This window comes from Ruminococcus sp. AM42-11 (assembly GCF_003480145.1).
GTDB lineage: Bacteria > Bacillota > Clostridia > Lachnospirales > Lachnospiraceae > Blautia_A > Blautia_A faecis.
The window spans coordinates 84,340-111,121 of record NZ_QUIO01000012.1 but is presented as its reverse complement, the minus strand read 5'-3'; the positions used below and the strand labels follow the sequence as shown (position 1 = coordinate 111,121).

24 protein-coding genes are annotated in these 26,782 nt (G+C 44.3%); 1 reads left to right on the top strand and 23 read right to left on the bottom strand.

Features of this window, described 5'->3' with window-relative positions; all coding sequences use genetic code 11:
* Window positions 1-109: 109 nt before the first annotated feature.
* The 21 genes from DW904_RS09210 to feoB all read right to left on the bottom strand — a co-directional run bounded on the left by DW904_RS09210 (window position 110) and on the right by feoB (window position 23,788).
* Window positions 110-1,933: an ABC transporter ATP-binding protein gene (locus DW904_RS09210; RefSeq protein ID WP_118579621.1), complete on the bottom strand. Its 1,824-nt coding sequence runs from the start codon at window positions 1,931-1,933 to the stop codon at window positions 110-112.
* Window positions 1,924-3,897 (bottom strand): ABC transporter ATP-binding protein, encoded by a 1,974-nt coding sequence (locus DW904_RS23795; protein WP_243110357.1) that lies wholly within the window; start codon window positions 3,895-3,897, stop codon window positions 1,924-1,926. Before DW904_RS23795 ends, DW904_RS09210 begins: the two co-directional genes overlap by 10 nt.
* Window positions 3,898-3,939: 42 nt before the next feature.
* Complete coding sequence (locus DW904_RS09200) at window positions 3,940-4,380, bottom strand: hypothetical protein (RefSeq protein WP_118579615.1); 441 nt, start codon at window positions 4,378-4,380, stop codon at window positions 3,940-3,942.
* Window positions 4,380-5,360 (bottom strand): hypothetical protein, encoded by a 981-nt coding sequence (locus DW904_RS22840; RefSeq protein ID WP_202187695.1) that lies wholly within the window; start codon window positions 5,358-5,360, stop codon window positions 4,380-4,382. The genes DW904_RS09200 and DW904_RS22840 overlap by 1 nt, the downstream gene beginning before the upstream one ends.
* A gap of 62 nt (window positions 5,361-5,422) precedes the next feature.
* The gene (locus tag DW904_RS09190; RefSeq protein WP_118579612.1) at window positions 5,423-5,644 is read right to left on the bottom strand and encodes a hypothetical protein; all 222 of its coding nucleotides are present in this window, start codon (window positions 5,642-5,644) and stop codon (window positions 5,423-5,425) included.
* On the bottom strand, window positions 5,637-7,925 hold the full coding sequence (locus DW904_RS09185) for a CDP-glycerol glycerophosphotransferase family protein (RefSeq protein ID WP_118579609.1): 2,289 nt from the start codon (window positions 7,923-7,925) through the stop codon (window positions 5,637-5,639). The genes DW904_RS09190 and DW904_RS09185 overlap by 8 nt, the downstream gene beginning before the upstream one ends.
* Window position 7,926: 1 nt before the next feature.
* On the bottom strand, window positions 7,927-8,310 hold the full coding sequence (locus DW904_RS09180; protein ID WP_118579606.1) for a glycosyltransferase: 384 nt from the start codon (window positions 8,308-8,310) through the stop codon (window positions 7,927-7,929).
* Window positions 8,286-9,128, bottom strand: coding sequence for a glycosyltransferase (locus DW904_RS09175; RefSeq protein ID WP_118579603.1), 843 nt, complete (start codon window positions 9,126-9,128; stop codon window positions 8,286-8,288). Before DW904_RS09175 ends, DW904_RS09180 begins: the two co-directional genes overlap by 25 nt.
* Before the next feature lie 83 nt (window positions 9,129-9,211).
* On the bottom strand, window positions 9,212-10,477 hold the full coding sequence (locus tag DW904_RS09170) for a CDP-glycerol glycerophosphotransferase family protein (protein ID WP_118579600.1): 1,266 nt from the start codon (window positions 10,475-10,477) through the stop codon (window positions 9,212-9,214).
* 67 nt (window positions 10,478-10,544) lie between these two features.
* Window positions 10,545-10,961, bottom strand: a complete 417-nt coding sequence (locus DW904_RS09165; RefSeq protein WP_118579597.1) for an adenylyltransferase/cytidyltransferase family protein — start codon at window positions 10,959-10,961, stop codon at window positions 10,545-10,547.
* Window positions 10,962-11,118: 157 nt separating this feature from the next.
* The gene (locus DW904_RS09160; protein ID WP_118579594.1) at window positions 11,119-12,393 is read right to left on the bottom strand and encodes a CDP-glycerol glycerophosphotransferase family protein; all 1,275 of its coding nucleotides are present in this window, start codon (window positions 12,391-12,393) and stop codon (window positions 11,119-11,121) included.
* Window positions 12,394-12,459: 66 nt separating this feature from the next.
* Window positions 12,460-13,014 carry a hypothetical protein gene (locus tag DW904_RS09155; protein WP_147422306.1) on the bottom strand — a complete coding sequence of 185 codons (555 nt, stop codon included), beginning with the start codon at window positions 13,012-13,014 and terminating at the stop codon, window positions 12,460-12,462.
* Entirely contained in the window at window positions 12,972-13,460 is a 489-nt protein-coding gene (locus DW904_RS09150; RefSeq protein WP_118579588.1) for a stealth family protein, read from the bottom strand. Before DW904_RS09150 ends, DW904_RS09155 begins: the two co-directional genes overlap by 43 nt.
* On the bottom strand, window positions 13,417-13,653 hold the full coding sequence (locus tag DW904_RS25355) for a DUF6783 domain-containing protein (RefSeq protein ID WP_347562077.1): 237 nt from the start codon (window positions 13,651-13,653) through the stop codon (window positions 13,417-13,419). The genes DW904_RS09150 and DW904_RS25355 overlap by 44 nt, the downstream gene beginning before the upstream one ends.
* 21 nt (window positions 13,654-13,674) lie before the next feature.
* Window positions 13,675-14,775, bottom strand: a complete 1,101-nt coding sequence (locus tag DW904_RS09145; RefSeq protein WP_118579585.1) for a glycosyltransferase family 1 protein — start codon at window positions 14,773-14,775, stop codon at window positions 13,675-13,677.
* Window positions 14,776-14,845: 70 nt separating this feature from the next.
* Window positions 14,846-15,586 carry an ABC transporter ATP-binding protein gene (locus tag DW904_RS09140; RefSeq protein ID WP_118579582.1) on the bottom strand — a complete coding sequence of 247 codons (741 nt, stop codon included), beginning with the start codon at window positions 15,584-15,586 and terminating at the stop codon, window positions 14,846-14,848.
* A gap of 87 nt (window positions 15,587-15,673) precedes the next feature.
* Window positions 15,674-16,450: an ABC transporter permease gene (locus DW904_RS09135; protein WP_118579579.1), complete on the bottom strand. Its 777-nt coding sequence runs from the start codon at window positions 16,448-16,450 to the stop codon at window positions 15,674-15,676.
* Window positions 16,451-16,633: 183 nt separating this feature from the next.
* A complete protein-coding gene (gene larC / locus DW904_RS09130; protein ID WP_118579576.1) occupies window positions 16,634-18,175 on the bottom strand; it encodes a nickel pincer cofactor biosynthesis protein LarC in 1,542 nt (513 codons plus the stop codon).
* A 48-nt stretch (window positions 18,176-18,223) separates the two neighbouring features.
* Window positions 18,224-18,970: a nickel pincer cofactor biosynthesis protein LarB gene (larB, locus tag DW904_RS09125; protein ID WP_118579573.1), complete on the bottom strand. Its 747-nt coding sequence runs from the start codon at window positions 18,968-18,970 to the stop codon at window positions 18,224-18,226.
* A gap of 282 nt (window positions 18,971-19,252) precedes the next feature.
* Entirely contained in the window at window positions 19,253-21,340 is a 2,088-nt protein-coding gene (locus tag DW904_RS09120) for an MMPL family transporter (protein WP_118579570.1), read from the bottom strand.
* Between the two features lie 102 nt (window positions 21,341-21,442).
* Window positions 21,443-23,788, bottom strand: a complete 2,346-nt coding sequence (gene feoB, locus DW904_RS09115; protein ID WP_118579567.1) for a ferrous iron transport protein B — start codon at window positions 23,786-23,788, stop codon at window positions 21,443-21,445.
* A 545-nt stretch (window positions 23,789-24,333) separates the two neighbouring features.
* Here feoB and DW904_RS09110 point away from each other — a divergent pair.
* Window positions 24,334-24,918: a manganese efflux pump MntP family protein gene (locus DW904_RS09110; protein WP_118579564.1), complete on the top strand. Its 585-nt coding sequence runs from the start codon at window positions 24,334-24,336 to the stop codon at window positions 24,916-24,918.
* A gap of 143 nt (window positions 24,919-25,061) precedes the next feature.
* Here the strand turns inward: DW904_RS09110 and DW904_RS09105 are convergent, their stop codons facing one another.
* Window positions 25,062-26,066: a calcium/sodium antiporter gene (locus tag DW904_RS09105; protein ID WP_118579561.1), complete on the bottom strand. Its 1,005-nt coding sequence runs from the start codon at window positions 26,064-26,066 to the stop codon at window positions 25,062-25,064.
* Between the two features lie 325 nt (window positions 26,067-26,391).
* The gene (locus tag DW904_RS09100; RefSeq protein WP_118579558.1) at window positions 26,392-26,763 is read right to left on the bottom strand and encodes a metalloregulator ArsR/SmtB family transcription factor; all 372 of its coding nucleotides are present in this window, start codon (window positions 26,761-26,763) and stop codon (window positions 26,392-26,394) included.
* Window positions 26,764-26,782: the final 19 nt, after the last annotated feature.

Sequence of the window (26,782 nt, the reverse complement as noted above, 5' to 3'; positions counted from 1 at the left end):
TTAGTCGCAGTTAGCAGTTAGTTCGCTGGAGCGTTGCGCCGGCGAGTGAGCAATCACCATTGTCCGAATGCGTCCGCCTTGAACAACTTTCAACACACTAAATAGCAACTTAGCTAAGTACCTTCCTGGACTCCTCATCCGCAAATTGCTGCCGTACCAACTGGTAATAGTAGCCTTTCTTCGCCAACAGTTCCTTGTGTTTTCCCTGCTCTACGATCTTACCGTCACGGACTACCAGAATCAGGTCGGCGTTTCGGATGGTGGACAAGCGGTGGGCGATCAGGAAGGAAGTGCGGTCTTTCAATAGTTTGTCTGTAGCCTGCTGGATCAGCTGCTCGGTTTTGGTGTCGATAGAGGAAGTTGCTTCGTCCAGAACGAAAATGGCGGGATCTGCCAGTACTGCGCGGGCAAAGGAAAGAAGCTGCTTTTCTCCGGTGGAGAGACGGTCGCCGCCTTCACCTACGTCACTGTCATAACCTTTGTCAAGCTTTTCGGCTACCTCATCGGCATGAACTGCCTTCGCAGCAGCCTTTACTTCTTCATCAGTGGCATCCAGTCTTCCATAACGGATATTCTCCATCACAGTCCCGGAGAACAGATGGGGATTCTGAAGCACATACCCGATGTTGCTGTGCAGCCACAACTGACTTCGCTCACGGTAATCTCTGTCGTCGATGAGGATTCTTCCCTTAGTGGGCTCAAAGAAACGGCAGGCCAGGTTCACCAGCGTACTTTTTCCTGCACCGGTCTCTCCGACGATTGCCACATTGGTACCAGCCGGAATTTTCAGGTTGAAGTTGCTGAGCACCTCTTCTTTTCCATCGGGATACTGGAATGAAACGTTTTCAAACTCAATGTCGCCTTTAATGGGTTCCCAGTTCTCCTTGTGGGGATCAAAGAAATCTCCATACTTTTCCAGAACCTCTGGGGAGTCTACCACCTGGGGCTTCTCTTCCAGAAGGGAGGTCACCCGCTCAATATTTGCCTGAGCAGAAATGCACTGGGACAAAATTCCTGCAAGTCTCTGAATTGGTTCAAAAATTCCAACTGCATATGCAGTAAATGCAGCAATTGTTCCTATGTCCATACTTCCATTCAGAACCATAATGCCGCCACGCTCCAGTACAAGGGCAGTTGCCAGAGCTCCAAAGAAAACTACCAGCGGAATATAAATTGCATTTAATCTGGCAGCCTTGATAGACGCACTTCTCATCTCCTCAGTGACAGAGGCAAACTCCCGGAAGTTTTTCTCCTCCACAACCAGGGATTTCACAGTTTTCGCGCCCATAATTCCTTCGTTGTAGCCACTTGTGATCTTGGAATTGATTTTTCTCACCTGACGGTTCCATGTGAGGATCTTATTCTGGAAATACCAGGTAAGGACTGCAATAGCTGGAACGATCAGCATGATCACCAAAGCCAGTTTCCAGTTCAGAAACAGCATTGCAACAAACACACCCACTACATAAAAGATAGCCCACAGCATATCGATCACATCCCAGGCGATCAACTCTGTGATCCTGGCTACGTCGTTCATTACCCTGGACAGGATATATCCAACCGGAGTTGCATTGTAGTAGGAAAAAGACAGCTTCTGAAGATGAACAAACAATGCCCTTTTCATATCACGGCCTGTTTCCACATCAAGTGTCATGCAGCCTCTGGTGAAACAGATGACGGACCACATCTGAAAGACGATCACTGCAATATACAGCGCAATAAATCCTCCAAGTCCTGCCAGAGTATTTTTAGCGATAAAGGAATCAATGGCCTGTCGCTGAAATAACGGCATGATAATATCCACTGCTGAGCAGAGAATATTCATCACAATTACCATAATCAGCACATTTTTCCGGGGTGCAAGGAAAGGGAAAACCTTTTTCCAGATGGAAATATCAATAGACTTTGTATATTCTTTTTCTTCTATTCGCATGCTGCACCTCCTTCCATGAGACGGATGTCACTGTTCATCTGGATCTCATAAATGTCTTTGTATGGTCCCTCCTGGTGGAGTAGTTCCTCATGGGTACCCATCTGCTGGATTTCTCCCTTGTCCATCACAATAATACAGTCAGCCTGCATAAGAGATGTGATCCGGTGGGAAATCATAATAACCGTTGCTTTCTCCATCTCTTTTTTCAGTTCTTTGCGGATTTTGTTGTCTGTCTCCGTATCTACTGCGGATAGGGAATCGTCAAATACCAGGATCGGAGCTTCTTTCATCAGCATTCTGGCAATTGCAACACGTTGCTTCTGTCCACCGGACAAAGTGACGCCACGCTCACCTACGATGGTGTCATATCCGTCTGTAAAATGAAGAATTGACTCATCTACACAGGCAATCTCCGCTGCATGGCGAATTTCTTCATCCAGAAGCTTCTCCTTTGTGATGCCAATATTCTCACGGATGGTTCTGGAGAAAAGGAACGGTTCCTGGAGTACCATGCCGATATTCTGGCGCAGGTACTGACGGTCAATGTCACGAATGTCTGTACCGCCAATGGTAATACTGCCGCAGTCTTCCGGCAGATCATATAAACGGTTCAGTAAATGGACCAGAGTTGATTTTCCACTTCCAGTTGTGCCAAGGATTGCAAAGGTGCTTCCGGATGGGATTGTGAAATTGATATTTTTCAGAACCGGGTGGTCTGGAGAATAACCGAAAGATACATCGCGGAAGCAGATATCGCCATCCATGGCAGGTTTCATTCCACTGACAGGTCCCAAAGTCTGCTTTTCTCCACAGCCTTTATTTTCGGAATCCTCACTCGTTTGCTCTGCTGTCCGCGCAGGAATCTTATAATCCAGAGTTGCCTCACTCTGTCCTGCCTTCTTCTTTTTCGCAATATTCTCTGCATTTTCATTTCTGTCTGTACACTTAGCTTCACACTTTACAGCAGCATCCTCTTCCTCAGCCTCCAGAATATAAACCACACGTTCCATGGAAACCCCAGCCTTACTCATATCTGAAATAATCCTTCCCAGGCTTCGCACCGGCCAGGTCAGGGACGCATTATAGGAAATAAATGCCATAAACTCGCCCAATGTGATCTGTCCATTCACGGCAAAAACAACACCAGTCACCATAACCACCAGCACCTGCAGGTTGGTGATCAAATCTCCCGATGCCCAGTAAACGCTCATCAGTTTTCCAAGATATACCCATAAATTGGAGTAGGCATTATTTTTCTCATCAAACCGGTCGATTTCATACTTTTCTCTACCAAAAGCACGCACTACACGAACTCCAGTCAGATTCTCCTGCACGGTACTGGAAAGTGCCCCCTCCGCCTCATCAGCATCCTGAAAACGTTTCCCGATCCTGGAATAGAAATAGCAGGAATAACCGATGATCACCGGGAAAAAAGCTGCCGCAGCCAGTGTGATCTGCACATTCATGGAAAACATGATTCCCAGATACAGTACGATCAGGAAACAGATTCGAAACACCTCCGGCAGCTGCCTGCACACAAAGTTACGGATCACTTCCACGTCAGAGGTACATCTCTGAATGATCTCCCCGGTCTGGTGCTTTACATGCCAGGAAAAAGGCAGATACTGGGTGTGGTGATACAAGGTGTCACGGATGGATTTCAGGAAATTCTCTGAGCCTTTTGCCAGGCACATTTTACTTAAGTAATTAAAAACTCCCGAAAGAACTGCCGAAGCAGCTACCAGAAGTGCTGCCAGAAGCAGTGTCTGCCGCACATTCAGACCATCCGGAATTCCATCCAGCACCAGAATATGGTCTGCTGTGTATTTCACGATCTGTGGGATCAACGCATTACATGCTGTAAACAGCACCGAAAATAATAGCGTCCCCACAAAGAACCGGATATTTCCTTTCAGGAAACGGAAAATGATCCGGAATTTCCCGGTTTTATTTTTCGTATTCATACTTTCCCCCATTTTATAAAAAAAGAACACTCCCTGAACGAATCAAGGAATGTCCTCCTTCACTCCAAAAGTTTTACATATTCTTTCCAATGCATCATATTCCAAGGCCTGGTTTCCTACATAACTCTCAAAAGCTCCAAAAAATTCCCAGGCTGCAGGCTGCAGATACAGTTCTTTTTTCACATATCCATCCAGGATCACTGCTTCTGGCAAAAAGCTTTTATAGGCGGCGCTCTGTGCCCCCAGCACATAAATCCTGTGCACCTTCGATAGCTGCTCCAATGCTTTTTTCTGCTCTGCAGTTGGTGCAAGCTCACCATTTACCAGAATACTTCCCGGAACCGGCTTTTGTACCAGCTTCATGGAAATACGCTCTCCCTGCAGGTTCCATTTCCCACACACAAGGTAAGTCTCACCATTGTAGGAAACCGTTTCCACCTGGTTCTCCTCTGGTCTGGCTGCAGCAAGTACCGGAAGGCGCATTATCCGAGGCGGTTTTCCTTTCCGTAGTCTCCCAGCTGCTGGCAATCTGCCGGAGCATATATCCGGTCAAATACAGTAAGGGCTTTTCGCCATCTTGCCGGATATTTTTCATGGATGTAAGGCAGAAAATCAAGATCCACCAGAACTTTCATTTTCGCCGGTGCCTCTGCTGCCAGATAATATGGCAAATACCCGGTACTTCCAGCCATGATTACCACATCCCAGGAACTGCTGCCGAACAGCCTGCCCCACTCTCTTTGGGCAAGCATTCGCATATATCTTCGTATTTCCGGATTTTCCAGATAAAGAGCCGGATTTTTCTCAATCATACGGTAATTCAGGAAATCCTCCTCACTCAGAGTCATCCTTCCTGCGCCCATCACTTTTGGAATCTCTTTTTCAAAGGCGAGAAATTCTTTCACATCTCCCCTGCTTCCAAGCCAGCCACTATAAATAACCGTATCATATTTTTCCCTATCCATACTGTCTGCAAGCTTTCGGACAACAAGCTTAGCCTCCCGCTCGGCTTTCCAGCTGCTAAGGATCAGGACTTTCTTCCTTTCCTCCTGATTTCGAAGGGAGAAAAACTCCATTCCAGGCACTGCATTCTGACTTCGGATACGCTCCAGAAGACTGCCTCTGCCTTCTTTTAATCCTTCCTTTTTCTCTATGATCACATTTCCATCATAGACTTTTCCCAGGGTGCATTTTTCCAGCCATGCTTCCTTCGCTTTGCTCTTAGACGGAGCGTAGATATAATCTGTTTTCAGAAGCTCCCTTGCCGTAACTGAGAGAAATTCTGCAGTCTCCACAGACTTCCTATCATAAATTTCCAGCATGGGATTAAAATAAACCTGTGCTTCTTTTTTCACAAAAGAGCCTGGCAGAACCATATTACCGATAATGTAACCTGCCTGGGAAAGCGCCTCCAGATATTCACGACTTTCCTCTTTTACATAGTCCACACCTGTTTTTTTCACCAGATGAAAACCGCCTTTTATGCAGGCCGTAACACTCGCCTTCTCAGAGGAAACATAATTCTTCAGCGCATAGTCCAGCATTTCCAGAAGCAGGTCACTGCCAGGCTTTTTTCATCTATAAGGAAGAAAAAATGGGAAGCATCCACCGGATTCCCGCATACCTCTGCGTAGGCATAGTTTTTGGAAAGTTCTTTCTTATTCTCATGAATGAATTTCAGAGCCTGACGCTTCACGCTCTCATAATCCTCCATATTATCTTTCAAAATCTTCTCTATCTCATTCATCTGAAGTCCTCTTACCTTCTATCAGCTCATCCAGCTTCTCACTCTGTTCCTGATTCCAGGATCTGGCCTGGAAGCTGTAAGGCATTTCCGTTGTGCAGTCTTCTGCCAGCAGCTTCATATTCATGGTTTTTGCAGCAAGGGTACCCAGGCTTTCTTCTTCCCCTTCCGGGCAGATAAAATAATCGCACAGATTCATAAATGCAAAGGGTTTCTCAAGCCATCCGGTAAGGATTACCCTTCCCTCCAGGTGAAGATCTGAAACCATAGCTTTCAGCTTCTGATACCCTTTCCCTTTTCCGGTAATGTAAAGACAGGTATTTTTCTCCAGACGGCAAAAAGCTTTCAGAACGTTCTGGGCTTTTTGCTGGTACATGCAGATATAATTGATTTTCTCTGTATCCGGTGCCGGAATGGCTTCCACAGTAATAACAGCTGGATTACTTCCCTGGTATCTGGCAATAAAGTAGCTTTCTGTGGCAGATACGATTACCTGCTGGCCTGCCAGCTCCTTTGCAATCTGTTTTTCACGGACAAAACGTGCATTGTATTGGAAAAACCGAACGCCATCCATCTCCTTTGCCACCACTGAAAACAGGCTCTTTTTCCCGGTAAGGTCAATTGCACAGTCGAATTTCGCCTCTCCAAACAGGCGCCTTGCCTCTCTCTTGTAAAAAGCATGTGGAATATCTTTTATTTTTCCCTTCAAAAACAGCTCATTCTTCGCGATTTCCTCCGCTTTTCCGTTAAAAGGCTGACCACGGTAAAGGATCCGAAGCCCGGCAGGAAGACCTATGATCTGTTCTTCTGCAAAATTGTCTCCACCACCGCACACAAGCAGGGTAACATCGTATTTCTGAAAATCCAGGTTCTCTGCAAGTCCAAGAAATGCTTCGGTGTCATCTCCCTCCGAAAAATCACCGGCATACATCAGAAGCTTTTTCTTTGGTGACTGCGCCTCATCCTGACAGGCTATACACCGGGAATCTTCTTTTCCGTGGAACACAATGTCTGCAAGGCGGCGGCAGACCTCTCCGTCATCTTGCGGACACGCCCAGGCTGCTTCCCTTTCGTAAACCTTCCAGTATGGCTCCATGGCTCTTTCGGCATCCTTCACATAATCTTCAAGCTGCTCATAAGTTTCTGCAACAGGACCCGGCAGCTTATCAATTCCGAAGTATAAGCCTCTGTAATTTTTATATTCTGCAAGATCCGGGATAAAGAACAAAATGGGCTTTTTCGATACCAGATAGTCAAAATAAATACTGGAATAATCGGAAATCAGAACATCTGTAGCACGAAGAAGCTCATTGGTATCTACGGTTGCAGGAATATACTGACCGGTTATCCCTACTGTGTCTTTAATGTGGTAGTATACAATTTGATGAGGCTTCACCAGCACCTGGTACTCCCTGGTATCCACATTCTCCTCGATGGTACGGATCATCTTCTCATAGGCATCCAGGCTGGTATCCGGGCTGGAATACCTGCTTCCCTTCCAGGTAGGCGCATAAAGGATCAGCTTCTTCTTTGGATCAGCCTCCACGCCTGCCATCTGCAGCTTCTTAAATATGGCCTCCCGGTCTGTGTGAAAATAGCTGTCATTACGGGGCTGCCCGATTTCCAGGATTTTTCCGGGATAAAGATTTTTCATTTTGAACGCATTCTCATAAATCTCTGTCATAAAATGATTGGGCGCGATCAGATAGTCTGCTGCAAGGAAATTCCTTACTGTATTTCCTGCACTCACCTTGCCTGCCGGAATGTCAAATCCAATGGTTTTTAACGGGATTCCGTGCCAGGTATCCACAAAGATCTGCTCCTTACGTTTGGTAAAATATCCGGGAAAGCTTACATTATTGATCAGATATTTGGCTGTAGCCAGATATTCCCTGTATTCTACAGACTGGAATTTAATAAATTTCACATTTGGATCATCCCTGTAAAGTCCCATCCATGGTTCATTATCCGAAAAATCGTCAATGACCCAGACATGGAGATACTCCTGAAATTCTGTCTGGGTCAGCAAATACTTGAAAATGGCATGAGGGCTACAGGTCATGCCTCTGCCCCCAAATGCCTCGTATAGTATACATTTTTCTTTTATGGGACTGTCAAGAAAATCCGCGTACTTCTCCCGAAGCTCCTCCGTAAGATTGTATTTTGCCTCATCCCGGGCTCTCTTTAAGGCAGCCTCAAAAGTGTCCTTTTCTTTACCGGAATTTTCATCCGGGCGGACTATCCTTTTCACCAGCTTCTTCAGATTGTTCACGGTGATCTTCATGTTACTTCCCCCTCTTCTTCGCAACTACACGTTCAAAAAGTCCGTCCCATTCTTTCACAGCCTTGTCGATAGAGAAATCATCAGACTTGGCAATGGCGTTCGCAGACATCCGGGCACGAAGCTCTTCATCATGTGCCAGTTTCAGCATGGCCTGGGCAAATTTGTGGGGATCAAACGCTTCAGGAAGGAAACCGGTCTTTCCGTCATCAATGATCAGATCCATGGCGCCCATATGATAAGCGATCACCGGAAGGCCAAACTCAAAGGCTTCCATAATCACCATAGGCCAGCCCTCCCATCTGGATGGAAGAAGGAAAACAGAAGAATTCAGATAATACTTCTCAGGCTCATTGGTATATCCTACAAAATGGACACGCTTCTCCAGATGACGCTTCTTCGCATCTGCCTGATCTGGTCAAAAAGATCTCCGTCTCCGATGATATCAAGCTCCCACTCCGAATCCTCTTTGCAGAACTCTTCAAAGGATTCCATCATCAGATCCAGTCCTTTGGCATATACGAAACGGGTCGCCATGAGAAAACGTTTGGATTTCACATCGCACTTCTTTTCACTGACAAAGCTTCTGGGATTGATTTTTACTTCACAATCTATTCCAAGCTTCTCCATATAGTCCCGCTTATCATAATCACTCAACACAATGTAGCGGTCCAGATTTGGCAGATACTGCTGAAGAAGGTTCTCCTGCTGCCAGAAGACGACAGGCTTCACATGAAGATATCCGTCATAGCAGTTATGCTGCCAGCCGATGGTTGCGGCTTTTAGCCGGGGCGCGATCATGGCAAGTCTCAGGCTTAAGGATGCTGTGGTAAGGATCACGTCATAATCCTGGGAATTGAAATATTCCACCCATTTCTCTCTTGTTTTTTTAGGAAAAATTGCTTCTGCAAGAATGGGATTCAGGCTTTTTTTATTAAACAGACCAGATCTGTCATTGAGCTTCTTCACCAGATAGCGGGCGCAGAAAGCCGGGGTATGATGCTTATTCACGAACTGGCTGTTGTCAATGAAATCCACATTGATATCTTCACTTAAATGATACATGGTGCGGTCTTCACGAAAGCGGTCTTCATAAGTCATGATCGTCACTTCATGCTCTTTCACCAGCTCGTTTGCCAACAGGGAAACCACTCTCTTGGTTCCGCCCAGATCAAAGATTTTTGTTATCCAGATACATATTTTCATGTTATATACCACCCCTGCAGGGGCTTCCTCCTTTTGCGGGATAAATCCTGAAGCATGTAAAAAAGACTTTCGTATTTTCTCTGTTATACCGTAATTTTGAAATAATCCAGAACACGTTTGCAGTAATTATCTGTTACATTATGAGTCTTTGCAAGAATTGCCTTACGCTGATTCTCATAGTCATCTTTTCCATTTTTGACATCCAGAACAAACTGTTCAAACTGCTGTACATTGTAAATATGTTTTCCTGGCATGTATTCCAGTGGATCTTCAAATACCCATCCTCTGGACTCCGTATAGGCATCATAGTCATCCAGGGTAAATCCAATAGGTCTGTTGAGAAGCAGATAATCAATTGCCACAGAGGAATAGTCAGAAATCAGGGCATCCGAACAGTTGATAAACTCATAAAGCTGCAAGCCATTGTCTTCCAGATCCTGATTTTCCAGGTAAACAATATTTGTCAGCACATTTTCTCCAAAGTCATATGGAATCTGGAGATAATGCTTCTTAATTACCACAAGTACATGATTATCACGACAGAAATTATTAAAAGCAAGAAGCCGCTCCTTATCGTCCAGGATCGGGATATTAAATTCATTGTTCAGCGTTTCCTCATTCAGTCTCTCGCTGCTTGCATGACGGTAGGTAGGCATCCACAGGATCAGCTTGTCACTGTCAGCTGCTTTCAGAAGCTTTTCCTTATATGCTCTTGCGGCGTCGCTTCCCTTCATCATCTGATCGTAACGGGGATAGCCAAGTGCAAGAAGCTTCCTGGAACTGCAGCCAAAGAACTCTTTCTTCGTCTCAATAAACACATCTCCTGGCACCAGACAGTAGTCGAAAAATACCTTGCGGTTGTTCTTGTTCGCCTTGTAGCCGCAGCCATGCCAGAGATTTACAAAAGTCTGACCCTTTCTTGCCATTCCGATCCAGTTAAACGCCTGGGTGTAAAAAATAAAGGCTGAGGTCAATGCATAGCGGTAAGCTGCTGCCCTGCGGATCGTCGTGTTCTTCTTGAAATTGCGAACAAACTTCACATTCTCCGCCTGGTATTTCTTATACTTCTCCGGCTCATGAACCAGCCAGACAAGCTCATATTTTTTATTATATCCATTTGCAACCATATAATCAAAAAGAGCCCGGCAATTGTCTGTAAAATCATCATTTGTCTCAAACAGGATTCTGTTTTTCACCATACGCGGGGGGAATTTACGAAGTCTTCTCACTTTCCAGCGGTCATATAAAGCATAAGTCACATAGCCTTTGAATGTGGTGAACAAAGGTCCTGCGCCCTGCTCTTTCAGGATTTTTGAAAATTTCTTTAGAATTCTCTGTGCTCTTTCCATGGATTTTACCTTTCTTAATATATTACAATCCAGAGCCTGTTTAAAAAAGGCTCTAAATCAGTCCGCATTAATACTCTTTCAGTTTCTCACGAAGCATTGTAGAAGAAGTATCTTTGGTGTAGGGAAGATAAACCAGCCTGGCTCCCAGGGCTTCCATCTCTTTCCCGGTGCGCTCCCAGCGCTCATTTCCCTTCCAGTCATCTCCGATATAAATTTCATCGAAACGGATCTTATCCCAGATTTCTTTTTTATCAAGGGTATTCGTGATGATCACCTCGTCCACATATTTAATAGACCGGACGATCTCAGCCCGCTCTTCCAATGGCACGATAGGTCTTTTATTCTTATAGCTTTCCACAAGCTCATCTGTATTTACGCCTACGATCAGATAATCACATCTTCTCTTAGCATTTTTGATCAGGTTCAGATGACCGATATGAAACATATCGTAAGTTCCCTGTGTGTATCCGATTACCTTTCCCATTTATCCCTCTCCTGTATCTGTTTTTTTCGAAAAAATAATCATAGCACATTGTTTTCTAAATAACTATACCACTCACTTGTCTGTGAATCCGATTGATATAATTATTTACGAAATGATGTACTAGAACCTTTTTGGATGGGTAACTTCTGCTTTTATTTTACTTTATATTCAAATACTCTGCAAGTGCCTCGCAGTAACCTGACTTCTTTGGCATAGTGTGCATTGCAGGCAATAATCTTCTTCTCTCTTCTTTAAAAGGATCCTCTCCCACTGCGATATGGGAAAAATAGTCCTTCAGATCCTCTAAATTGTAAATCTTCTCACCTGGCATATATGCTTCCGGATTTTCAAATACAAATCCTCTTGTATTTCGATAGCTTTCCAGGTCTGTGAGCACATAGCCCAGAGGTCGGTCAAGAAGCATATAGTCTACTGCAATGGAGGAATAATCCGAAATCAGTCCATCCATAAGTCCCACCAGTTCATACAGCTGAATGCCCGATTTCTGAAGCATTTCTTCTGTCACATAACGGATATTGGTATACGCACCTTCATCCAGGGACCAGCCAGACTGAAGGGGATGTTTTTTGATGATCAGAAATATTCCGCATTCCCTTAAATGAACATCCAGTGCTTTCAGCTCCGCCTCGCTCTCCAATGCAGGAAGCTGAAAGGGAAGTTCAATTTCATTCTCTGCGCTGATCAGCACCTCACTTTTTCGGAAAGTAGGCATCCAGATCACTGTTTTCATATCCTTATGGGAAAAAAGCTTCTCCAGCGCCTCCCCACGGCTGACAGATGGATGGAGCATCCAGTCATACCTTGGATAGCCAAGGGCAAGAATCTTCTCTTTCTCACAGTTCCAGTAACGGGATTTTGTTTCCACAAACACAGGTCCCGGCACCATGGCATGGTCAAAATGCATCATGCTTTTTCCTGTAGGCGGCTTGTTGTCTTTGGCTGCATCCTTATAGCCGCAGCCATGCCACATGTTCACTGTGATCTGCCCTTTACAATGGTAAAAATTCAGGTAAGCTGTATTGTTTGTATAGAAAAAAAATCCTGCAACAGCGCCATAATAATAAGCAAGGGGGCTGGACCAGCCATATTTATTCTCTGCTGTTACAAATTTAACATTCTTGCATTTCAGTTTCTCACATTTTTTCTTATCGGAAACCATCCAGATAATCTGATGGTTCTCATTTATTTTATTCTGAATCAGATATTCATAAAAGGCCCTGGGATTGTCTGTCATGTCCTGCATGGTACGGTTTTTCAGCACAATACAGTTCTGACGGAGCTTCCCGTGATTCCCGAACCATTTTCCCACCAGGGCAAGCTCCGCCTTTGAACAAAAGCGGCCCAGATAATAAAGAACACTTCCAGCCAGACCCTCTTCTTTTATTTTCCTTTTAAGGGAATCCTTTGTCATCTCTTACCCTCGTTTCTATAATTTACCTGATAAAATTACGATACACCAGAGTGCTTTTGAAAAAAGCTATTTGCAATTACATCTCAAAAGACGATTTCTCCGGAAAATCACTTCGAAGCTTTTCTGAATTTCTTTCTTCTGCTTCTCAAAATCGCCCACATTCACATCATCATTAAGGCAGATCATCTTACACGCCTGTCTGCGAATGGTATGGTGAATCTGCTGATCATGTTTTCCTATGGTATAAAATCTTCCAAGCTTCGATGACTGGGGCGTGAATTTTCCTTCCATGTACTGCCAGTATTTCATCACGTACTGGTTCACATCGAATACTGTGCGGAAACGATTTTTACAAACCTCATCCAGAACAGTGCCTTCTTCGTCCCATACTTTCCAATAGGTTGCTTTCAAAAAAGGACTTGGAAGATGTGAATATTTAAAACTGGAAAATTCACGATAAGGCAGCATCAGCACATTGCGGAAGAGCATTGCTCCATAAGCCGGGCTAAACCATTTTTTTGCCTGCTTTTTGATCACTTCTTTTTTATTATAATGCATATTGACAAGAGCTGCATCATTCATAAGAATATTGGCAAAAGGATTGCGGATATTGTCCTGCACAAGGGCAGTCTCAATACAGCAGTCACAGGGAGTCCGTTTTTGAAAAAATCTTCCTGTTTCACGGAATCAATGAGAAACATATCATCATTAAAAAAGACGAAATGCTCTGACAATCCTTTTATTCGGTGAAGATTCAGTTCTATAGAATTAATATTAAAGGTAGGAAGATAAGCAGGCGCCATAAAATCCTCATGCTTTACAATCTGAATCTTTTCATGCGCTGTGTTCAGCCACTTTGGAACATGTCCCCATGTAACAAAATATATTTTATTTACCCAGGGAGCAAATTTCTCCACACCGCGGAACCAGTACTGAAGATTGTCCCAGTCGCGGTATCTGCTCTCCCCGGCGTCAGTTCCCCTGCCAGGCTGATATTCCCTGCGCTGTGCAAGCCAGTCAGGGTCACTGCCGTCCACCCAGGTGAGCACAAAATCTATTTTTTCCATTTACGTTCTCCTGCTCTTTAAATGATTGCGGGCTAGAGCGTGTCTGAAAAAGGCTTTCTGCAAGATGTTCGTCACAATTTGTGGGAGATTTCGCCCTGATGAGGGCGCCGTAGCGGGCTACGGCAACCGAATTCGGGTGAAATATACCGCAAAGTGGGGCGTGCAGATTGCGGGAATGATTTTTCAAACACACTCTAGAGCCTTCTCAGTCAGCTTATCTGCCATACAGAAGCATCAGCTTCTGCCCTTCCTTATGGATGTCAAATCCTGCTTCTGCCAGCCTTCTGGCCGCTTCTTCTCTTTCGATTCTCCCGGCTTCCTTCATCTTAAACACAGCTTTGGCCCATTTCTCCGGGCTTTCTGCCAGAGAAATCATCGTCACATTTTCCCGGGAGAGTACTGCTTCTCCTGTGATCTGGTCTGAAATCACACAGGGCAGGCCATTGGCCTGAGCTTCCAGAAGAGTAAATGGAAGTCCTTCAAATAAAGAAGGAAACAGGAAAACATCCATGGCGCTTAAGTACCGCTCCACGTCCTGACATACCCCCGTAAATATGATTTTATCCAGGACACCCGCCTTTTTAGCCTGCTCCTGGATCTGTTCCTTTAATTCGCCGTCACCAATAAGGCAAAGCCTTGCAGCTGGCTCTTTTCGTTGGATTTCATGGAAAATACGAAGAATGGCCTCATGATTCTTCTGAATCTGAAACCTGCCTACATGCCCTACTACCAGGGCATCCCCAGAAATCCCCAGCTTCTCTCTGATTTTCCGCCTGTTTGACTCTGAAAAGCCATATTTATCTGTCTCAATTGCGTTTGCAACCAAAGTTACTTCGCCCCGTTCAAAAGCCTTATCTCCGAACAACCATCTGCCTGCTTTTTCGGAACAGGCAAACTTCTCATTCACATAATGCTTCATTCTGGGACGATTCACGCCATCCATCAGCTTACGCACAATTCCCGGTGCTGAAGCGTTATGGGAATGTGCGATCACCTTTCTCACTCCTGCCTGCTTCGCCAGGCGAAGTGGTACGATATTGGCTGCTGAAAGCATATTCACATGCACGACATCGTACTTCTCCCGGGAAAGGAGCTTCCGAAAGGCCTTTATATAGCCAAAGTAATCTTTTTTTATATTGGGAACATAAAAAACCCGTCCACCAAGCTCCAGGATTTCTTTCTCATAAGCAATCGTTCCATACATGGATACAAAATCAAAGGATACTCCCTGTCTGGCCAGTTCCCTGAAATAATTCATTACAAATGCTTCCATACCGCCAGGATTATTTCCCAGCCCTACCTGCAGGATTTTCATTTTTCACCTTCTAAACGCTTTATCAGCTTGTCATATCTGGAAACTTCCCGGGTTAATTCCTTTTTCATAATCAGCCACCTATCATTTTACTGTATTGCTCAGAGATCGGATCAATGTCGCCGTATGCGATCAGCTTGCCTTTTTCCAGAATCATGGCCTTATTGCAAAGGCGCTGTACCTGTTCCAGAGAATGGGATACAAAAAGGACGGTAACACCTGAGTCAAACATACTCATGATCTTCTTTTCACTTTTTTTACGGAACTTGGCGTCACCTACGGAAAGGACCTCGTCCAGGATCAGGATCTTCGGTTCTACTACTGTGGCAATGGAAAAGCCAAGTCTGGATTTCATACCGGAGGAATAATTTTTCACCGGAACATCCATGAATTTCTGAAGTTCAGAGAATTCTACAATCTCATCATATTTGCTGTCAATAAATTTCTTGGTATATCCAAGCATGGCACCATACAGGTAAATATTCTCTTTTCCTGTATACTGCGGGTCAAAACCAGCGCCAAGTTCCAGAAGGGGAACCATTTTCCCATGTTTGTCCACATGACCCTCTGTAGGCTTGAATACACCGGAAATCACCTTAAGAAGAGTACTTTTTCCAGCTCCGTTAAGACCAAGGATACCTACACGGTCTCCCTTTTCCACGCTGAAGCTTACATTCTTCAAAGCCCAGAATTCATTGTACTGGATTTCTCTCTTAATGGTTTTAAATATATAATCTTTTAAGCTGTCAACCTTCTCACGGCTCAGGTTGAACTTCATGCTTACGTTATCGACTTCAATGGCTGTCTTGCTCATATTTTCTCCTTAACATGTTCCTGTAAATGGTAGTTTAGAGCGTGTTTGAAAAATACTTTCTGCAGGGAATGATTTTTCAAACAGGTTCTAGATGTACAGAATAAAATTATCCTGTTTTTTCTTGAAGCATACAAGTCCGATGATGGTGATCACTACGCTGAATGCAGCTGCATAAATTACATATGGCGCATACATAGGCTCTCCGAAGATTGCAGATCGGAAAATCTGAATGGTACAGTACAGAGGATTGAACTTCAGGATCCATGCCCAGCCACTCTTCAGCAGCTTGCTTGGATAATAGAAGATGGCACATGTATACATGATCAGCATCAGGGCAACAGACCAGAGGTACTCAATATCTCTGAAAAATACACCGATAGTTGCAAGGAACATTCCACTTCCGTAGGAAAGGATCAGAATGATGATCAAGGCAACCGGTGCCTGAAGCAGATAAATAGTCGGTTTCACACCCAGGATCACGCCTACAATGGCAAGCACAACCAGGGAGATCAGAAAAATAATATAATTATAAATTACAGTTGAAAGTGGATACAGATATTTCGGTACATACACTTTCTTGATCATTGCTGCATTGGACCGGATGGATTTCAGCGCAGCTTTGGTTGCAGAGGAATAAAAGCTGTACAGAAGACGTCCGGAAAGAATGTATACAGGGAATGTTTTGTCCGTGTTTCCATACAGGGTTCCGAAGACAATTGTCAGTACCACCATGGAAAGCAGTGGTTCTAGCATGGACCACAAAATACCAAGGTAGGAACGACGATATTTCAGCTTGATTCCTTTTTTGACCAGCTCACTTAACAGGAACTGATACTGTCTGAGATTATCTAAATATTTCTTCATATTCACTCCATTATATTTTGAAAAATTTGGCTTTCTGTTTTATCCAAAGCATTCGTATATAAACTTCTTTTTGGAAAAAAGCCAAACTGTATTGTAACATACTCTTTCCCAGGTTGCAATATTGCGATTTAACCTGGAAGCGATCAATCAGTTACTGTGTTACTCCGTGACCAATAACATCAATCATTCCAGATTCTTACTTGCATCTACTGCCATCTGGTAGGCTTCTGCATAAGAAATTCCAGTCTTTCTGCAGATTTCCGCCAGGCTTTCATACTCCGGATAGCATTTCTCTGCTCCTTCTGAACCGCAGATTTTCACTTCCACCTCACCGAAGGGAATCATTACTTTCCGCTTTCTCCGGGGCAAAATCGTGCGCTCCATCCTGACCCTGCGGATACCAATACTGGTAGTTTCTGCAAAAATCAAAGCTTCCATTCCCGGGACATCTTCTTCCTTACAGATTACGGTAAGAAGCCATGCAGGACGGTTTTTCTTCATATATACAGGAGTATAATGCACATCCCTTGCACCGGCCTCAAAAAGCTTCTCCATGACAAAGCCAAGTACTTCGCCGCTGCAGTCATCGATGTTTGTTTCCAGCTTGTAGATGTAGTCTGCATAATCCGTGCTTTCCGTAACACCGGTCTGAATTTTGGCAGCAGCTTCCCGATTGAAAATTTCAGCAGTTTCATTTGCCGCACTTTCATTTCCTGCCGGAATTCCCACCGCTTTTTCCGGTTTATGGGATTCTTCCGGGTGAATCAGCATTGCACGCAGGATTCCCGGGCACTCATAAGTCCTCTTGCCGGCTCCGATACCTGTTTTCTCAATTACAAAGGTTTCCGGTAATTTGCAGGAAGTGCGGACTGCTGCCACGATTGCCGCTCCTGTAGGAGTTACCAGCTCGCCTCGTACCTGAGTGATCCGCAGATCCAGGCCACACTGCTGTACAATATGGGTCACCGCCGGAACCGGAACTGGTAAAATGCCATGCTGGCAGCGGACCGTACCCATTCCTTCGCATAATACAGGTACAATGACCTCTGTAATTCCAAGATTGTCCAGGCAGACTGCCACGGACAAAATATCTACAATGGAATCCACAGCACCAACTTCATGAAAATGCACCTCTTCCACCGGAACATTGTGGGCTTTCGCTTCTGCCTTTGCCAGAATCTGAAAAATTTTAAGGGCAATACCTCTGGCGCTGTCAGTCATCTTCGTATCAGCAAGTATCTGACGGATTTCGTTCATGCCGCGGTGTTTGTGCTGACGATGGGGCTCGTGAGTATGTGCTGCTATCTCATCTCCATGATCATGTCCATGTGCTGCCACATTCTTTGCAGCTGCCTCATGGCTATGCTCATACTGGTGATTATGTTCTTCTGCCATATGCGTATGACTGTGATTATGTTCTTCTGCCTCATGCGTATGACTGTGATTATATTCTTCTGCCCCATGCGTATGACTATGATCATGTCCATGCAGATACTCCATATCATGGTCATGTCCGTCTATCTCTGCATCCAGGATTACATCGAAATCACAGGCATCAATCCCGGATTTCGTCACCCTGCTTACTTTTATCTCAAATCCCTGCACCGGAATACTTTCAAGTACATCCTCCAGCACCTTCTGATCTGCTCCCAGATCCAGCAGTGCTGCCACTGTCATATCACCACTGATTCCGGAATAACACTCCAGATATAATGATTTTCCCATAATTCTCCTCGTTACAAATTTATCAAATTGCTTTTCAATTTGTGTCTCTTACTTACCAAGCGCCAGCCGGTTCATCTGCGTTGCCAGATATCCGGCTCCATATCCATTGTCAATATTCACGGTGGCAATTCCATTAGCACAGGAATTGATCATGGTCAAAAGTGCTGATAATCCATGGAAATTCGCTCCATATCCCACAGACGTAGGCACCGCGATCACCGGTCTGCTCACAAGACCGCCCATAACGCTGGCAAGAGCGCCCTCCATGCCAGCCACAGCCACAACACAATTAGCATCCTGAATGATCTCCAGCCTGGAAAACAGCCTGTGCATTCCACTTACACCAACATCATAAATTCGTTCCACGTAAGTTCCAAAATATTCTGCAGTCTGTGCTGCTTCCTCGGCCACCGGAATATCTGCAGTGCCTGCAGTACAGACAGCCACCTTTCCCTCATGAATCTTATCTGGTTTCTCTATTTTCAGGATTCTGGAAACAGGGTCATACTGAACTTCTGGAAACTTCTCCTTCACCAGCTCATACTGTGCCTGGGAAGCCCTTGTTCCAAGTACTTCTCCCTCTTCCATATATAAACGTTCAAATATTTTCAGCAAATGGGCATCTGCCTTATTGCTACAGTAAATCACCTCTGCAAAACCAGTGCGGGCTTTTCTCCCCGTATCCAGCTTGGCATAATCCATTTCCTTGTAGCCATCCTGTCGAATCAGCTTTCCTGCTGCTTCCGGAGAAAGTCCTCCCATTTGCACCTGGACAAGGATTTCTTCTAATGTCATGTACAAATCACTCCATTTCCTAAAACGTGTTTGAAAAAGGCATTCTGCAAAATGTGCGTCACAATTTGCGGGAATGTTTTTTCAAACAGGCTCTAAAATGCAACACAATTATAACGTTTTCTTCTCTTTTATTCAACAAAAAAATCCTGCCTCATTTTGCTGAAGCAGGATTTCTATGCATCGCGAAGCGTGTTGCTGATCACGTAACGAACCGTAACGGGATTTCTTCCAAAGCCGGCTGTTCTGCGCGTAATCAGAGCTCCCATGGCGTCTGATTATGTTTTATTTCGCTTTGGCCGCCTTTTTATCTCCAAGGAAGCCAATCGATGTAACACAGATCAGTTTATCAAAGATCATAAACATGGCAGGTAAAATAAACAGTACAACTACCATACTGATGATTGCACCACGGGCAAGCAGTGTACAGATAGAACCGATCATCTCAACCTGTGAATAGCAGGAAACACCGAAGGTCGCCGCAAAGAAGCTGAGACCACTGCTGATAATAGACGGCATGCTGGTCTTATGGGCAATGCTGATGGCTTCCATCTTATTCTTACCGTGCTGTCTCTCTCTCTGATAACGGGTAGTCATCAGGATCGCATAGTCAACGGTTGCACCCAGCTGGATGGCACCAATAACAATACTTGCAACGAACGGAAGGCTGATTTCCTGATAGTACGGAATGGCCATATTGACAAAAATCGCAAACTCAATAACCGCAACCAGAATGATCGGAAGGGAAATTGATTTAAAGATAATCATAATGATCAGGAAAATGGCGCCGATGGAAATTACATTTACACGAACCAGATCGGCATCTGTGGTATCCTGAAGATCCTTCATAAGCGGTGCCTCACCGATTACCATCGCCGTAGGATCATATTTCTTTACGATCTCATTGATGGATGCAAGCTGGGCATTTACCTCATCTGTAGCAGAACCATATTCAGAGCATACAAATGCAAGCTCATACTGATCTCCTTTGAAAATCTTCTTCAGATCATCCGGGATCATAGACTCCGGAACGGTAGGTCCGATCAGGGAATTCATACCCAGACTCCACTTCACACCCTCAACCTTATCAATATCATTTAACATCTGCTGTTTCTGCTTGGAGTCCATATTCTTATCCATCATAATCATATGGATATTGCCTACTGCAAAAGTTTTCTCCAGCTCATCATTGGCAATGTTGCAATCCAAAGTGGCTGGAAGGGATTCTGCAATATTATAGTAAATCTTTGTATGATTGTTTCCATAAATAGCCGGAAGCAGAAGCACCAGGAAAATCACAGTCCAAAGCTTATAATGCTTCGTAATAAATGCAGACGGTTTATCCATTCTGGCAAGAAGCAACTTATGCTGTGTCTTCTCAATAGGCTTGTCAAAAAACAGAACCAGTGCCGGAAGAATGGTTACACAGCAGATAACACCAATAATAACGCCCTTTGCCATAACAATACCAAGGTCACGTCCAAGAGCAAAGGTCATAACACAAAGTGCAACGAAGCCGGCTACTGTGGTAACAGAGCTTCCAGCTACAGACTTAAAAGTATTTGCAATGGCATGCCCCATGGCACGGTCCTTTTCTCCAGGAAAACGCTTCTTATTTTCCTCATAGCTGTTCAGAAGGAAAATGGAATAATCCATGGTAACACCCAGCTGAAGTACCGCGGTAAGTGCCTGTGTAATATAAGAGGTCTCGCCCAGAATAATATTACTTCCCAGGTTGTAAAGGATAGCAAGTCCAATACTAAGCAGGAACAAAAACGGAACAACAAAGGATCCGCTTGTCAGCTCCAGAACGATCAGACTGAGTACTGCTGCGATCACAACGTAAATCGGCAGCTCCTGCATGGCAATGTTCTTAATATCTGTAACAACTCCTGTCATGCCACTGAGGAAGCACTGCTCGTTGGCAATCTTACGTAGTTCTGTGATAGCTTCCATGGAAGTATCTGAAGATGTGGTATTATCAAACAGAACCAGCATCATGGTTGCATCGCCATTTATAAATACCTTTCTGTACTTCTCAGGAATCATCTCTACCGGAAGAGTGATATCCGCCACATCATCATACCAAAGAACATCCTTTACATGCTCTACTTCACTGAATTTCTCTTCCAGCTTCTGGACATCCTTCATATCCATATTCTCCACAATTACCATGGAAAAGGCGCCCATACCAAACTCATCCACCAGAATATCCTGACCTTTTACTGTCTCAAGGGTATCCGGCAGGTAACTTAACAGATCATAATTGACTCTCGTCTCTGCGATTCCGATCACAGACGGGATTACCAGCAAAAGTCCGATCAAAAGCACCAGGACCTTATGCTTGGCTATCCATTTTCCTACTTTGACCATTGATGTCATCTCCTTAAATTCATTTCTTTCGTACTATAGTATAACCCAAAATGACCAATAGTCAATATTATTTTTAACAAAAATGAAAAATAGTCATTTTTCTCAAAAACCAATCAAAACGCCAACAATTTTTACCAAAAATGCCGCAATCCAGGCGATCACACACTGACCGATCACCACTCCTGCTGCCCATTTTCCGCCAAGCTCACGTTTTACAGAAGCGATTGCGGCTACACAAGGCGTATATAAAAGGCAGAAGGTAAGAAGGCACACTGCTGCCAGCGGAGAAAGCACCTCCACCAGTGCCGCTGTGCTTCCAAATAATATGGACAATGTGGAAACCACGCTCTCCTTTGCCATGAAACCTGTTACAAGGGCTGTGGAAAATCTCCAGTCCCCAAAGCCAAGAGGCCCAAATACCGGTGCAATAAATCCGGCAAGTACTGCAAGAATACTGTCTTTGGAATCTGTCACAATATTCAGATGCAGATCAAAGGTCTGTAAAAACCAGATCACAATGGTTGCCACAAAAATAACAGTAAAGGCTCTCTGAAGAAAATCCTTTGCTTTTTCCCAAAGAAGCTGGCCAACGTTTTTTGCACCTGGAAGACGATAATTAGGAAGCTCCATTACAAAGGGAACCGCTTCTCCCTTAAACATGGTTTTTCCAAAAATCAGTGCCATCAGGATTCCCATAATAATTCCGCCGAAATAAAGTGCTATCATTACCAGTGCACCGTATTTCGGGAAAAAGGCAGCTGTAAAGAAAGCATAAATAGGAAGCTTTGCCGAACAGCTCATAAAAGGAGTAAGGAGGATCGTCATCTTACGGTCACGCTCTGAGGGCAGGGTTCTGCTTGCCATAACGCCAGGAACTGTGCATCCAAAGCCTACAAGCATTGGGACAATACTTCGTCCGGAAAGTCCAATCTTTCGAAGCAGCTTATCCATTACAAAAGCAACTCTGGCCATATATCCACTGTCTTCCAGAAGTGACAGGAAGAAAAACAGGGTGACGATAATCGGCAGAAAGCTGAGCACACTTCCAACTCCATTGAAAATACCGTCAATTACAAGAGAATGAAGCACATTATTTACGTTCCATGCAGTCATGGCCTGATCCACCACTGCAGTCAGCCAGGTAATTCCCATATCCAGAAGATCTGAAAGTCCCTTTCCGATCACACCAAAGGTCAGCCAGAAAACCAGAGCCATAATTCCTGCGAAGCATGGAATGGCTGTATATTTGCCTGTAAGTATTTTATCCATCTTCTGACTGCGCAGATGCTCCTTGCTTTCATGAGGCTTAATCACGGTCTCAGCGCAGACTTTTTCAATAAAGTCAAAGCGCATATGGGCAATCGCCGCGGACCGGTCAAGCCCACGCTCCGTCTCCATCTGCTTTACAATATGCTCCAGGGTTTCTTTTTCATTCTGATCCAGCCCAAGCTTTTCCAGGATCAGTTCATCCCCTTCCGCAAGCTTACTGGCTGCAAAACGTACCGGGATATCTGCCTGCTGAGCATGATCCTCAATGAGATGCATAATTCCATGAAGACATCTGTGAACAGCACCGCCATCATCGTTTGCATCGCAGAAATCCAGACGCTTTGGTTTTTCCTGATATTTTGCCACATGGATCGCATGGGCTACCAGTTCATCGATTCCCTCATTTTTCGCTGCTGAAATAGGTACTACAGGAATTCCAAGCGCCTCTTCCATCTGGTTCACACGTACAGAACCGCCATTCTGCCTTACCTCGTCCATCATATTCAATGCCAGGACCATAGGAACATCCAGTTCCATCAGCTGCATGGTAAGATATAGATTTCTTTCAATATTGGTTGCATCCACAATATTGATAATTCCTTTTGGATGCTGTTCCAGAATAAAGCTTCTGGTTACGATTTCCTCGCTGGTATAGGGGGACATGGAATAAATTCCCGGCAGGTCTGTCACCAGAGTATTCTTTTTCCCACGGATAATACCATCCTTGCGGTCTACAGTAACTCCCGGAAAGTTGCCTACATGCTGACTGGAGCCGGTTAACTGATTAAACAGGGTTGTTTTACCGCAGTTCTGGTTTCCTGCCAGCGCAAAGGTAAGAAGCTCACTATCCGGAAGGGGATGTTCATCTGCTTTTTCATGATATTTACCGCCCTCGCCCAGACCTGGATGAGGAATCGCCCTGACACGGCTGCCTCGTTTCTGTTCTTTTTCATCCCTTACATTATCAATCTGAATCTGGGCAGCATCTGCAAGACGCAGGGTCAGCTCATAGCTATGTATCCTGACTTCAACAGGGTCACCCATAGGTGCATATTTTACCATGGTCACGTCCGCCATGGGAATGATTCCCATATCCAGGAAATGCTGCCGCAGGGCACCCTCTCCTCCTACTACTGTAACTGTGGCAGTTTTCCCGATGGGAAGGTCTTTTAATGTCATATGTACTTGTCCTCTTTTCCCATATGTAAGATTTTTGTTGCTGTTCAAAACTAAGCAGCAACCATTTTTGATAAAATTCGTCTGCTAATGATAAATTTTATCATTAATGTTACAGGAGTTAGTTTATTCTAATATCATCAGGATGTCAATATTATTGAGAAAAATTATTGACAATTTTATCATTATCTGATAAAGTTACGAAACAAGGTTTCCCTGTGAGGGAGTAGCAAGCGTGTCCACAGACGCGTGGCAAGTCAACATACCGACCGTATGAATCTGTTTGTATAGATTGCTGTTCACTGAATGAACAGCAGATTTCAGAGCAGTGTTTCGATCTGGCTTGCATTAAATTGCGAGACTCATGTATAACGTTATGCTATACATGGAGTCTGTCCTTTTATAAGAATGCAGATGACCCATATATAGCCTGTGGTTATATATCGGGTCTTTTTTCATGCTGTAAAAAGCTTCGCCGAGAGATCTGTTTCCACAGCAAATAAAAAAATGGAAACCAGTAATAAAATACATTACGGAGGAACGTAAAAATGAACTACAGTTTTGTGTTTTTTCTGAACAGCGCCCTGCTTGGAGTCGGACTTGCAATGGATGCTTTTTCTGTGTCCCTGGCAAACGGCCTTCACGAGCCTAAGATGCGCATGAAAAAAATGTGCGGCATTGCAGGCACATTCGGTGCTTTCCAGGCCATCATGCCAATGACCGGATGGTTATGTGTCCACACCATTGTAGAATACTTCAGGACATTTGAGAAATTTATTCCATGGATCGCGCTGATCCTTCTTGGCTATATTGGTGGCTCTATGCTGATCAATGGTATCCGGGGAACCGATGAGGATGATGAAATTCCAGGAGTTGGTCCCAAGGCCCTTTTCATTCAGGGCGTTGCAACTTCCATTGACGCCCTGTCCGTAGGATTCACCATCTCAGAGTATGACTGGCTGATGGCTCTTGTCTGTTCCCTGATCATTGCCATAGTCACATTCTTTATCTGCATGACCGGACTTTCCCTTGGAAAACGCTTCGGAACCAGGCTTTCCAACAAGGCGGATATTCTCGGCGGCGTCATTCTTATTGCAATTGGTCTGGAAATTTTTATCAGCAATATGTTTTAATTTTTCAGCATATTTACCGCTATTCAGCTGGTACTGTTCCGCTAGGTGTTTTTCTATGCAAGCGTTGATTTTCACCTGTTTTCCAATCAAAAAAGCTTTCATCTCTCCCTTTGCGGAATGGATGAAAGCTTTTTCTGCTTTTATTAGCGGGCAATAATATATGCGCAATAAACCAGATATACCACTACCATTATAATACCCTCTTTGCGCTCAATTTTTTTCCTGGTTCCTGCAAAGATCCAGACCATAACCGAAAATACCATAAGAAGCACTATATCGATTATGTTTTCCCGGATCAAAGCTACCGGACTGATAGCAGATGAGATTCCAAGAACCATCAGAATATTGAAAATATTGGATCCGACTGCATTTCCAACTGCCATATCAACTTCATTTTTTCTTGCTGCAACTACAGAGGTTACAAGCTCCGGAAGTGAAGTTCCGATAGACACAATGGTAAGCCCGACCAGAGTCTGGCTCATTCCAAGCTCTATTGCAATCCTGCTGGCTGTATCAACGGTAAGGTCACCGCCAAAAGCAATTGCAGCTGCACCCACGATCAGAAAGAGAATACTTTTGCCGTATGACAGCTCTTTCATATTGTCACATTCTTCAACGCCTTCTATTTCAACCTTCTGTCCTGCAGCACGCGCTTTCATTGCGCTTCGTACCATTGTGAAAATGTATCCGGCAAACACGATTAGGAAAATAACTCCATCTGCATGACCCAGCGTCATTCCCGCCTTATCTCCCAGTCCTGAAACTCCCAGTACAAGCAGAAATAGTGCACAGCCTAAAGACAAGGGAATATCTCTTACCACAGTTGCTTTCTGGACCATAATCGGCGTCAGAATTGAACAGACACCAATTACAAACATCAGATTAAAAATATTGGATCCTACTACATTGCTGACCGCAAGTTCATTATTCTGTACCAGAGAAGCAGTCACACTCACGGCTGTTTCTGGCAGTGAAGTTCCCATAGCCACAATCGTAAGACCAATGATGATGGGCGGAACCTTTAACTTCTTTGCAATGCTGGAACTTCCCTCCACAAAAAAATCAGCCCCTTTTACCAGAAAGGCAAATCCCACTGCCAGCAGCAGGATAACAGCTGCAATCGGCAATCCATTAATAATATTTTGCATAATATTCTCCTTTTGTTATCCGCATATTTTTACCTTTACAGATTCTCCAGAGTGTGTTTGAAAAAGGCTTTCTGCAAAATGTGTGTTACAAAACAGCATTTACTTCATAAGCCTGCTTCTTTGGAATTACATCTGCCCAAAATGTAAAAAGACTCATGTATGCCATAACATGCATACATGAGTCTCATTCTTTAAGATTTGCCAGGCCTGAATCAGATCTGATCAAAGCCGCGACTGTTGACAAACCACGTTTTCACGCAAACTACTCCCTCACAGAATCCATATGTGTAGTTAATATACCAAATTGCCGTTAAGAAGTCAACCTCTAATCTTCCTCTATATGCTCTCTTCCCTGGTCAATGATCGTCCGAACATGCTCATCTGCCAGAGAATAGAATATAGATTTTCCATCCCTGCGGCTTTTTACCAGTTTACTCTGTTTCAGGATACGAAGCTGGTGGGAAATAGCTGACTGAGTCATGTTCAATGCCTTTGCCAGGTCGCACACGCACACCTCTGCTTCAAAAAGTACAAACAGGATCCGGATCCTGGTAGAATCTCCAAACACCTTGAACAGCTCTGCCAGATCATACAGCTCGTTTTCCTCCGGGATGGTCTCGTTTACAATTTGCAGAAGATTTTCATGAACCTCACAGCAATCACAGATTTCCACTTCTTTATCTATGTCTTTTTTCATTCTGAATACCTCGATATCA

Bases quoted from the DNA above. Each gene is read 5' to 3' on its own strand.
- DW904_RS09210 (WP_118579621.1), bottom strand. From the start codon at position 1,933: ATGCGAATAGAAGAAAAAGAATATACAAAGTCTATTGATATTTCCATC.
- DW904_RS23795 (WP_243110357.1), bottom strand. From the start codon at position 3,897: ATGAATACGAAAAATAAAACCGGGAAATTCCGGATCATTTTCCGTTTC.
- DW904_RS09200 (WP_118579615.1), bottom strand. From the start codon at position 4,380: ATGCGCCTTCCGGTACTTGCTGCAGCCAGACCAGAGGAGAACCAGGTG.
- DW904_RS09190 (WP_118579612.1), bottom strand. From the start codon at position 5,644: ATGAATGAGATAGAGAAGATTTTGAAAGATAATATGGAGGATTATGAG.
- DW904_RS09185 (WP_118579609.1), bottom strand. From the start codon at position 7,925: ATGAAGATCACCGTGAACAATCTGAAGAAGCTGGTGAAAAGGATAGTC.
- DW904_RS09175 (WP_118579603.1), bottom strand. From the start codon at position 9,128: ATGAAAATATGTATCTGGATAACAAAAATCTTTGATCTGGGCGGAACC.
- DW904_RS09170 (WP_118579600.1), bottom strand. From the start codon at position 10,477: ATGGAAAGAGCACAGAGAATTCTAAAGAAATTTTCAAAAATCCTGAAA.
- DW904_RS09165 (WP_118579597.1), bottom strand. From the start codon at position 10,961: ATGGGAAAGGTAATCGGATACACACAGGGAACTTACGATATGTTTCAT.
- DW904_RS09160 (WP_118579594.1), bottom strand. From the start codon at position 12,393: ATGACAAAGGATTCCCTTAAAAGGAAAATAAAAGAAGAGGGTCTGGCT.
- DW904_RS09150 (WP_118579588.1), bottom strand. From the start codon at position 13,460: ATGGAAAAAATAGATTTTGTGCTCACCTGGGTGGACGGCAGTGACCCT.
- DW904_RS09145 (WP_118579585.1), bottom strand. From the start codon at position 14,775: ATGAAAATCCTGCAGGTAGGGCTGGGAAATAATCCTGGCGGTATGGAA.
- DW904_RS09140 (WP_118579582.1), bottom strand. From the start codon at position 15,586: ATGAGCAAGACAGCCATTGAAGTCGATAACGTAAGCATGAAGTTCAAC.
- DW904_RS09135 (WP_118579579.1), bottom strand. From the start codon at position 16,450: ATGAAGAAATATTTAGATAATCTCAGACAGTATCAGTTCCTGTTAAGT.
- larC (WP_118579576.1), bottom strand. From the start codon at position 18,175: ATGGGAAAATCATTATATCTGGAGTGTTATTCCGGAATCAGTGGTGAT.
- larB (WP_118579573.1), bottom strand. From the start codon at position 18,970: ATGACATTAGAAGAAATCCTTGTCCAGGTGCAAATGGGAGGACTTTCT.
- DW904_RS09120 (WP_118579570.1), bottom strand. From the start codon at position 21,340: ATGGTCAAAGTAGGAAAATGGATAGCCAAGCATAAGGTCCTGGTGCTT.
- feoB (WP_118579567.1), bottom strand. From the start codon at position 23,788: ATGACATTAAAAGACCTTCCCATCGGGAAAACTGCCACAGTTACAGTA.
- DW904_RS09110 (WP_118579564.1), top strand. From the start codon at position 24,334: ATGAACTACAGTTTTGTGTTTTTTCTGAACAGCGCCCTGCTTGGAGTC.
- DW904_RS09105 (WP_118579561.1), bottom strand. From the start codon at position 26,066: ATGCAAAATATTATTAATGGATTGCCGATTGCAGCTGTTATCCTGCTG.
- DW904_RS09100 (WP_118579558.1), bottom strand. From the start codon at position 26,763: ATGAAAAAAGACATAGATAAAGAAGTGGAAATCTGTGATTGCTGTGAG.